Annotated in this window: 9 protein-coding genes and 2 pseudogenes; 4 read left to right on the top strand and 7 right to left on the bottom strand. The window is 74.6% G+C overall.

Translation table 11 applies throughout. The features are described 5' to 3' along the window. Window positions 1-516, top strand: a pseudogene (locus tag AB0C69_RS33590) (hypothetical protein); the annotation flags it as partial. A gap of 32 nt (window positions 517-548) precedes the next feature. Here AB0C69_RS33590 and AB0C69_RS33585 read toward each other — a convergent pair. Both AB0C69_RS33585 and AB0C69_RS33580 read right to left on the bottom strand, forming a co-directional pair. Then, on the bottom strand, window positions 549-1292 hold the full coding sequence (locus AB0C69_RS33585) for an aquaporin (RefSeq protein ID WP_360358935.1): 744 nt from the start codon (window positions 1290-1292) through the stop codon (window positions 549-551). A gap of 111 nt (window positions 1293-1403) precedes the next feature. Continuing rightward, window positions 1404-1958 carry a hypothetical protein gene (locus AB0C69_RS33580; protein ID WP_360358933.1) on the bottom strand — a complete coding sequence of 185 codons (555 nt, stop codon included), beginning with the start codon at window positions 1956-1958 and terminating at the stop codon, window positions 1404-1406. Between the two features lie 101 nt (window positions 1959-2059). On the opposite strand from AB0C69_RS33580, the gene AB0C69_RS33575 reads away from it, so the two are divergent. Further along, a complete protein-coding gene (locus tag AB0C69_RS33575; RefSeq protein ID WP_360358931.1) occupies window positions 2060-2917 on the top strand; it encodes a universal stress protein in 858 nt (285 codons plus the stop codon). A 7-nt stretch (window positions 2918-2924) separates the two neighbouring features. On the opposite strand, the gene AB0C69_RS33570 is transcribed toward AB0C69_RS33575, so the two are convergent. Next, window positions 2925-3515 carry a TetR family transcriptional regulator C-terminal domain-containing protein gene (locus AB0C69_RS33570; protein ID WP_345186588.1) on the bottom strand — a complete coding sequence of 197 codons (591 nt, stop codon included), beginning with the start codon at window positions 3513-3515 and terminating at the stop codon, window positions 2925-2927. Window positions 3516-3608: 93 nt separating this feature from the next. Here AB0C69_RS33570 and AB0C69_RS33565 point away from each other — a divergent pair, with 93 nt between their 5' ends. Further along, window positions 3609-4268, top strand: a complete 660-nt coding sequence (locus tag AB0C69_RS33565) for an HAD family hydrolase (RefSeq protein WP_360358929.1) — start codon at window positions 3609-3611, stop codon at window positions 4266-4268. Here the strand turns inward: AB0C69_RS33565 and dmpG are convergent. From dmpG to AB0C69_RS33550, 3 genes are read right to left on the bottom strand one after another with little or no spacing between them, the layout of a single operon-like run. Further along, the gene (gene dmpG, locus AB0C69_RS33560; RefSeq protein ID WP_360358927.1) at window positions 4263-5294 is read right to left on the bottom strand and encodes a 4-hydroxy-2-oxovalerate aldolase; all 1032 of its coding nucleotides are present in this window, start codon (window positions 5292-5294) and stop codon (window positions 4263-4265) included. The two genes, AB0C69_RS33565 and dmpG, sit on opposite strands and share 6 nt — an antisense overlap. Before the next feature lie 50 nt (window positions 5295-5344). Continuing rightward, on the bottom strand, window positions 5345-6241 hold the full coding sequence (locus AB0C69_RS33555; RefSeq protein WP_360358925.1) for an acetaldehyde dehydrogenase (acetylating): 897 nt from the start codon (window positions 6239-6241) through the stop codon (window positions 5345-5347). Continuing rightward, window positions 6238-7035 carry a 2-keto-4-pentenoate hydratase gene (locus AB0C69_RS33550; protein WP_345186579.1) on the bottom strand — a complete coding sequence of 266 codons (798 nt, stop codon included), beginning with the start codon at window positions 7033-7035 and terminating at the stop codon, window positions 6238-6240. The genes AB0C69_RS33555 and AB0C69_RS33550 overlap by 4 nt, the downstream gene beginning before the upstream one ends. A 93-nt stretch (window positions 7036-7128) precedes the next feature. On the opposite strand from AB0C69_RS33550, the gene AB0C69_RS33545 reads away from it, so the two are divergent. After that, window positions 7129-7875, top strand: a complete 747-nt coding sequence (locus AB0C69_RS33545) for an IclR family transcriptional regulator (protein WP_345186574.1) — start codon at window positions 7129-7131, stop codon at window positions 7873-7875. 13 nt (window positions 7876-7888) lie between these two features. Here AB0C69_RS33545 and AB0C69_RS33540 read toward each other — a convergent pair. Next, window positions 7889-8186, bottom strand: a pseudogene (locus AB0C69_RS33540) (FAD-binding oxidoreductase); the annotation flags it as partial.

Raw genomic sequence — 8186 nt, 5'->3', positions numbered from 1 at the left:
ACCGATCCCGACGTCATGCGGCAGTTCGCGCGCGTGACCTTCCTGTCCGACAACCGGGCCGACCTGCCCGGGCTGAGCGTCCCGACCCAGCTCCTGCTGCGCGAGTCGCTGCAGCGCTGGGTCGGGACGGCCGTCACCGGCGAGGTGACCCTGCGGCTGCGGCGCGGCGAGGACTACTCCGTCCTCGACACCTCCGGCCCCGCGTTCAGCTACCACCCCGACAAGCTGTCCATGGAGCGCACCGAGGACTCCGCCTTCGGCCCCGTGGACCGGATCGGCCAGCTGACCATGCGCAACCTCGACATCGCCGACTCGCGCGCCAAGCTGGAGCAGTACGCCGGGCTCGGCATGGTCGGCAGCTCGCACCCGGCCCTGATCGGCGCCGCGCAGGCGGCCTCGACCGGGCTGATCGGCGCGATGCCGGCGGGCGGCGCCGAGGCGATCGCCTCCCGCGGCAAGGACTCCCGGGACGCCGAGGTCCTCGACCGCGCCGCCATGGAGTTCGGCACCGACTGACCGGAGTCCGGGCCGGGCCGCCGCAGAGCGAGCTAGGGGGCCTCCTCCTCCACGGGAGGAAGCGGGGTCTCCTTCTCCGGCGGTCCGACGAAGCCGTGCAGTGCCGCGGCCACCACGGCCCCCACCAGGGGCGCGACGATGAACAGCCACACCTGCGAGAGGGCGGTCCCGCCGAGGACGACGGCCGGGCCGAGGCTGCGGGCCGGGTTGACCGAGGTCCCCGTGATGGGGATGCCGATGAGGTGCACGGTCGTGAGGGCGAGGCCGATGCCCACCCCGGCGACCGACGGGATGGCCGCCGTGCTCGTCATGGACAGCACGATGAACACGAACAGGGCGGTCAGGACGACCTCGGTGAGGAACGCGCCGCCCATGTCGATGCGGATGAGGCTGGCGTCGCCCCACCCGTCCGCGCCGAGACCGGTCACGGAGCGGGCGTAGAGCGGCGAGCCGGAGAAGGTCGCCCACAGCAGGAGCGCCCCCAGGATGCCGCCGGCGAACTGGGCGGCCCAGTAGCCGGCGGCGTCGAGCGGCGGGATCCGGCGGGCGAGCAGCACTCCCAGCGTGACGGCCGGGTTGACGTGGCAGCCCGAGATCGGGCCGATCGCGTAGACCAGGGCGAGGAGCACCAGGCCGAAGGCCAGCGCCGTCGCGACGACCCCCGCCGAGAGGCTGCGCCCGGCGACGCCGAAGCCGAACGACAGGGTCGCCACGCCCACCGCGAAGTAGACCAACAGCAGCGTGCCCACGAGCTCCGCAGCCATCCTCCTGAACACGCGCTCCCCTTCCCCCGGGACTCCGATGGCCTCGGCCTACCCCGGAAGGCCGGGAAGATCGTCTCCGTGTGAGCGCCGTGACCCGGAAATGGGGGCGGCTTGGGGAGCCGGTCAGGCGTGCTGGGCCAGGCTGGTCCAGCTCTCGTCCCAGAGGGCGCAGCGACGGCGGTCGCAGCGGCGGCGGACGAGGAGGTAGCCGGCCAGGAGGGGGACGCCCACGGCGACGGCGGCCGTGGCGGCGGCGACGGCGGTGGTGGCCAGGGTGGCGGCGCGGGTCTGGGGGTGCTGGATCGGGTTGCCCGCCGTGTCCACCCAGATGCGCTGCTCCATGCCCGGCCTGACGGACTTGTCGGCCGGGACGACGGTGGTCCGCGTCCGGCCGTCGCGGGACGTCCAGGCCAGCTCGGCGTAGGTGTGCCGTATGCCGGCGCCGCCCTGCGAGTCGGTGTGGACGACCTGCGCCGTGACGCGGTGGACGTTGCGGTGCTCGGCCCGCACGCCGCTGCGGTATGCGTCGGCGGCCAGGAGCGCGGACGCGGGCGGGGCGAGCACCGTGAACAGCACCGCGGCGGCGACGCCGACCGCCCACTGGCGGCGGTCGACGGCGCGTCGCAGTTCGTTGCGGTCGAAGCCGAAACGGCGGCGGACCCGTCCTAGCCTTCTCATTGCCTCCTCCTTCGTCCGTGACAGTAATCGCTCCGGGAAGCGGTCGTGCACGCGCCTCTTCTGGTGCGCCCGCATAGCGCGCAAACTGGCAGGAGGAGGGCATGCACATGACGGGCGTGGAGAGCGGCGAGCAGGCGCACGTCCTGTTCGGCTACGACGGGACGGCGGAGAACGACACGGCGCTGAGCTGGGCGATCGAGGAGGCCCGGCTGCGCGACCTCGATCTGGTGATGTGCCACTGCTGGCACTGGCCCTACCCGGAGGGGCACGAGGACCCGCACGGCGAGGCGGTCATGAGGCGGGCGGGATGGAACCTGCTGGAGCGCGGCAGGCGCCGCGCCCGCGAACTGGGGGCGCCCGGCACGGTGCGCGGCCGCCTGGTCCGCGGCCCCGCCCGGGGCGCGCTGCTGAGCGAGTCCCGCGACGCGGAGCTGGTGGTGGTCGGGGCCCCCGAGCGGCTGGACGAGGGCGCGGGGGTGCTGGAACTCGCGGCCGGCGCCACCCGCCCGGTGGTCGTCGTGAAGGACGGGGTGGGCCCCCGCCGGGTCGTGGCGGGGGCCGACGGGACGACGTGGTGCGACCCGGCGCTGGGCTTCGCCGCCGCCGAGGCGGCACTGCGCCGGTGGGAGCTGCGCGTGGTGTACGCCTGCTGGGAGCCCGCCGCGGTCGACGCGGACGAGCTGGCGCTGTTCCACGACAGGGAGCTGCTGGAAAAGACGCGCGCCGCCGAGCTGGAGGCGGCCGTGGCGCCGTGGCGCGAGCGGTATCCGCGGCTCGACATCCGGGTCTCGCTGCTGCTGGAGCGCCCCATGGAGGCGCTGTTCGACGCCGCGGACGACGCCGGGCTGCTGGTGCTGGGCGACCGGGGCGCCGGGATCGCCCCGCTGGGCTCGACCAGCACGGCGGTGCTCCGGCATGCCCGCCGCGCCGTCGCGATCGTCCCCGCGCGCCCGGACTGAGCGCCGGTCAGGAGTCCCCGGCCCAGGCCTCGGTCGCGTGCAGGGCGGGGTCGGCCGGCAGGTCGGGCTCGAGGATCAGCTGGAGTATCAGGCCGTCCAGCACCGCGGTGAAGAGCATGGCGGTCCCCTCGCGGCGCTCGGCGGGCCACCCGGGGCGCAGGTGCTCCAGCCGTGCGGCGACGCGGGCCCGCGCGTCCCTCGACCAGTCCCGCCGCTCGGCGCCCATCCGCGGGTCGCGCAGCGCCCGGACCAGCAGTTCGGCGGCGAGCCTGAGGTTGCGCTCCCCGGCGAGCACGTCCAGGACGCGCTCGCGCAGCGCCCGCAGCGCGGCCGCGGTGTCCGGCGCGGCGACCAGCGCGTCCACCACCGGGTCGACGATCGTCTCGCTGGCCCGCTGCGCGACGGCCACGTGCAGCCCCGGCAGCCCGTTGAAGTAGTGGTGGAGCAGCCCCGGCCGGATCCGGGCCCGGTCGGCGACGGCCCGGGCCGTGAGCGCGGCCCAGCCGCCCTCGGCGAGCAGGTCGAGACCGATCCCCACGAGCTGCTCCCGGCGTGCCCGTCCGCGGGGTGTGGACGCGCGAGGCTCCTCGTGGGTCATCACGCCACGCTATCCCAACGCTTGCACCGTGCCACCGATCAAGATCATCGCGGATGCCCGATTCCCGGGGCGCGGACGGGGTAGGGCCGCCGCATGATCGATGCGGTGCTCTTCGACGTCGACGGCACGCTGGTCGACACCAACTACCTGCACGCGGCCACCTGGTGGCAGGCGTTCCTCCAGCACGGGCACACCGTCCCCATGGCGGACGTGCACCGGGCGGTCGGCATGGGCTCGGACAAGCTGCTCGACCACCTGCTCCCGGACGACCGGGACCGGGACGCCGACGACGGGATCCGCACCGCGCACACGGCCCTGTACGCCCAGTACTGGTCGCGGCTCCAGGCCTTCGACGGCGCCGCCGACCTGCTGCGGGCGTGCGCCGGGCGCGGGAGCCGCGTCGTGCTCGCCAGCTCGGCCGCCGCGCCCGAGCTGAAGGCGCTGCGCGCGGCGCTGGACGCCGACGACGCCATCGACGACGCCACCTCCGGCTCGGAGGTGGAGGCGACCAAACCGGCGCCGGACCTCGTCCGGCTCGCCCTGGAGCGCGCGGCGGTGCCCGCCGCCCGGGCCGTGTTCGTCGGCGACACCCGCTGGGACGTCGAGGCCGCCCGGCGCGCGGGAACGCCGTGCGTGTGCGTGCTCACCGGCGGCTGGAGCCGCGCCGAGCTGGAGGAGGCGGGCGCGGCGGCCGTCTACGACGACCCCCGCGCCCTCCTGGACGACCTGGACCGGAGCCCGCTCGCGCTATGAGGCGCGGTCGCGCTCGGCGGCGAGCTGGAGCGCCACGTCGATGATCATGTCCTCCTGGCCGCCCACGTAGCCGGCCTCGCCGACCTTCTGCAGGATCTCGTGCGCCGGGACGCCGTAGCGCTCGGCGGCCCGCTCGGCGTGCAGCAGGAAGCTGGAGTACACGCCCGCGTACCCCTGCGTGATCGCGCCCCGGTCGGCGAACGGCAGCCGGTGCAGGAACGGCTTCACCACGTCGTCGGCGGCCGCCAGCGCGCCCTGCACGTCGACGCCCGTCGGGACGCCGAGCCGCTCGAACGTCGCGACCAGCACCTCGGTGGGGGAGTTGCCCGCCCCCGCCCCGAGCGCGCACAGCGCGCCGTCGATCTGCCGGGCGCCGTTCTGCTGCGCCAGGACGGAGTTGGCGACGCCGAGGGACAGGTTCTGGTGGCCGTGGAAGCCGACCTGCGCCTCGTGCCCGATCTCCTTGACCAGCGCGCTGATCCGCTCCTGCGCCTCGCCGAGGACCAGGGCGCCGGCGGAGTCGACGACGTAGACGCACTGCGCGCCGCCGTCCACCATGATCCGGGCCTGCCGCGCCAGCTCGTCCGGGCCGACCCGGTGCGAGAGCATGAGGAACCCGACGGTCTCCATGCCGAGGTCGCGGGCGGCGGCGAAGTGCTGCAGCGACACGTCCGCCTCGGTGCAGTGCGTGGCGACCCGGGCGACGGACGCGCCCGCGTCGTGCGCCATCTTCAGGTCGTGGACCGTGCCGAGGCCCGGCAGCAGCAGGACGGCGATCTTGGCCCGGGTCGCCTCGTCCACGGCGGCGGCGACGAGCTTGACGTCGTCCTCCAGCGAGAAGCCGTAGTTGAAGGACGACCCGCCGAGGCCGTCGCCGTGGGTGACCTCGATGACCTCGACCCCGGCGGCGTCCAGGGCGTGCACGACGCCGCGGACCTGCTCCTCGGTGAAGCGGTGCGCCATCGCGTGGCTGCCGTCCCGCAGCGTGGAGTCGGTGATCCGGATCTTCTCGCTGACGTCGCTCATACCTGTTCCCTGCGAGGGGGCGACCCCCCGCACCCCCCGGTTCGCTTCGCTCATTCTGAGGCCTTCCTGCGCGCGAGCTGCTCGCCGACCCGGGCGGCGGCCGCGGTCATGATGTCGAGGTTGCCGGCCCACGGCGGCAGGTAGTCGCCGTTCCCGCGGACCTCCAGGAACACCGCGACGCGGGCCATCCCGTTCCAGATGTCGCGGGGCTCGTCGAACTGCGGCTCGACCCGCAGCGTGTAGCCGGGGACGTAGGCGGCGACCTCCGCGACCATCTTCTCGATCGACTCCGCGATCGCCCCGGTGTCGGCGTCGGACGGGATCGCGCAGAACACCGTGTCCCGCATGATCATCGGCGGGTCCACCGGGTTGAGGATGATGATCGCCTTGCCCCGCCCGGCGCCGCCGACCTGCTCGATCGCGCGGGCCGTGGTCTCGGTGAACTCGTCGATGTTCGCGCGGGTGCCGGGACCGGCCGAGCGGGACGCGATCGACGCGACGATCTCGGCGTACGGCACCGGCACCACCGAGGACACCGCGTGCACGATCGGGATCGTCGCCTGCCCGCCGCAGGTGATCATGTTGAGGTTGGGGGCGTCCGACAGCGAGTCCAGGTTCACCGGCGGGCACACCAGGGGGCCCGTCGCGGCCGGCGTCAGGTCGATCGCCGTGATCCCCGCCTCCTCGTAGCGGGGCGCGTTGGCCAGGTGCGCCTTCGCCGAGGTCGCCTCGAACACCAGGTCGGGCAGCGTGGGCTGCTTCAGCAGCCAGTCCACGCCCTCCGCCGACGCCTCGACGCCCATCCTGCGGGCCCGCTCCAGGCCGTCGGACTCCGGTACCACCCCGACCATCGAGTGGACGTCGATCAGCTCGCTGCGCTGGAGCTTGACCAGCAGGTCGGTGCCGATGTTGCCCGGCCCGACGATCGCCGCCGTCAACGTGCTCATGCCTGCTCCCTCCTTCCGAACCGTGCGGTGACGGAACCGATCCCGGCGAACGTCGCCGTGAGCGTCTCCCCGGGCGCGACCGGCACGGCCGCGGTGATCGAGCCGGGCAGCACCACGTGCCCGGCCTCCAGGCTCACGCCGCGCTCGCCGAGGACGTTGGCCAGCCAGACCAGCGCGTTGATCGGCGATCCGAGGACCGCGCCGCCCGCGCCGGTGTCGATCAGGTCGCCGTCGCGGCGCAGCAGGCAGCCCATCAGCGACAGGTCCTGGTCGTCCAGCCGGACCGGGCGGGTGCCGAGCACGACGCCGCCGCTGGAGGCGTTGTCCGCGATCGTGTCCGGAAGGGTGATCTTCCAGTCCGCGATGCGGGAGTCGATCACCTCCAGGGCGGGCAGCACGTACTCGACGGCCGCGACGGCGTCCGCCGCCGTGGCGCCGGGGCCGGCCAGGGGACGGCCCAGCACGAACGCGATCTCCGGCTCGATCCGGGGCTGCAGGAACCGGCCGGTGTCGATCGGCGCGCTCTCCGGCAGGAACATCGTGTCCAGCAGCACGCCGAAGTCCGGCTGGTCCACGCCCATCTGGCGCTGCATCGCGGCCGAGGTCAGGCCGACCTTGTGGCCCTTGATCCGCGCGCCGGCGGACGTCCACGCCTTGACCTGGGCGAGCTGGACCGCGTAGGCGTCGGCCACCGACATGGTCGGATGGTCCTTCGTCAGCGGCGAGATGGGAGTGCCGGTGGCGTACGCGTCGAGGAGCGCGGCCGCGGCCTTCTCCACGGAACCCGGGTCCATGGGGCCGTCCTTTCGTTCGTGGGCAGGCCGAGCCTCTCCCGCCGCGACCCCCGCGGGCAACGCGGCCGTCCCGCGTGGTGGGACACTTCTTCCATGACGTCCGTCCCGTCCGAGGAGAGCTTCCTGCGCCGCGTCGTCGCGGTGCTGTCGGCGTTCCGCCCGGAGGACGACGGCCTGGGCCCGGCCGAGCTGGCCCGCCGCAGCGGCCTGCCGAAGTCGACCGCGCACCGCATCGCCCTCGACCTGGTGGATGCCGGGCTGCTGGAGCGCCGGGGCCCGCGGGTGCGGCTCGGGCTGCGGCTGTTCGAGATCGGGCAGCGGGTGCCGCGCCAGCGGGTGCTGCGGGACGCCGCCGTCCCGTACATGTCGGACCTGCGGGAGGCGACCCGGCAGACCGTCCACCTCGCGGTGCTGGAGGGCGGCGAGGTCGTCTACGTGGAGATCCTCGGGTCCTCCGGCGGGCCGCGGCTGCCGTCCCAGGTGGGCGGGCGGCTGCCCGCGCACGTAACCGGGGTGGGCAAGGCGATCCTCGCGTTCTCGCCGCCGGAGGTGGTCAAGGGCGTGCTGGAGTCGGAGCTGGTCAGGGTCGGCGAGCGCAGTGTGACCGCGCCGGGGCTGCTCGCCCGCGAGCTGGAGACGATCAGGCGCGAGGGCGTCGCCTACGACCGGGAGGAGTCCGGGCGCGGGATCGTCTGCGCCGCCAGCCCCGTCCTCGGCCCGGACGGGCTGGTCCTCGGCGCGCTGTCGGTGTCGGGCTGGGCGACCCGGATGCGGCTCGCCGCGGTCGCCCCGGCCGTCCACACCGCCGCGCTCACCCTCTCGCGCACCCTGGGCGGTTAGCCGCTCCGGGCGGTCATCGCCCCGGCAGGCGGCGGGCCAGGAGCTGGGCGAGGTGCTCGCCGTCGCGGTGCGCGAGCTCGCGCAGCTGCGTGCGGCAGCTGAACCCGTCGGCCAGGACCACGGCGTCCTCCCCGGCCGCGCGGACCGCCGGGAGCAGCCGGTGCTCGGCGACGGCGACCGACACCTCGTGGTGGCCCTTCTCGACGCCGAAGTTGCCGGCCAGGCCGCAGCAGTCGCCGAGCCGCTCGACGCCCGCGCCCGCCTTCCGCAGGAGCTCGGCGTCCTTCGCCCAGCCCATGACGGCGTGGTGG

This window comes from Actinomadura sp. NPDC048032 (assembly GCF_040653175.1).
GTDB lineage: Bacteria > Actinomycetota > Actinomycetes > Streptosporangiales > Streptosporangiaceae > Spirillospora > Spirillospora verrucosospora.
Note: the sequence above shows the minus strand (reverse complement) of the source record. Positions and strands in the feature narration are given on the sequence as shown.

What these genes read in the sequence shown, in the direction of transcription:
- AB0C69_RS33565 (WP_360358929.1), top strand. Translation starts at nt 3,609, where the DNA reads ATGATCGATGCGGTGCTCTTCGACGTCGACGGCACGCTGGTCGACACC.
- AB0C69_RS33555 (WP_360358925.1), bottom strand. Translation starts at nt 6,241, where the DNA reads ATGAGCACGTTGACGGCGGCGATCGTCGGGCCGGGCAACATCGGCACC.
- AB0C69_RS33550 (WP_345186579.1), bottom strand. Translation starts at nt 7,035, where the DNA reads ATGGACCCGGGTTCCGTGGAGAAGGCCGCGGCCGCGCTCCTCGACGCG.
- AB0C69_RS33575 (WP_360358931.1), top strand. Translation starts at nt 2,060, where the DNA reads ATGCACATGACGGGCGTGGAGAGCGGCGAGCAGGCGCACGTCCTGTTC.
- AB0C69_RS33570 (WP_345186588.1), bottom strand. Translation starts at nt 3,515, where the DNA reads ATGACCCACGAGGAGCCTCGCGCGTCCACACCCCGCGGACGGGCACGC.
- AB0C69_RS33580 (WP_360358933.1), bottom strand. Translation starts at nt 1,958, where the DNA reads ATGAGAAGGCTAGGACGGGTCCGCCGCCGTTTCGGCTTCGACCGCAAC.
- AB0C69_RS33545 (WP_345186574.1), top strand. Translation starts at nt 7,129, where the DNA reads ATGACGTCCGTCCCGTCCGAGGAGAGCTTCCTGCGCCGCGTCGTCGCG.
- dmpG (WP_360358927.1), bottom strand. Translation starts at nt 5,294, where the DNA reads ATGAGCGACGTCAGCGAGAAGATCCGGATCACCGACTCCACGCTGCGG.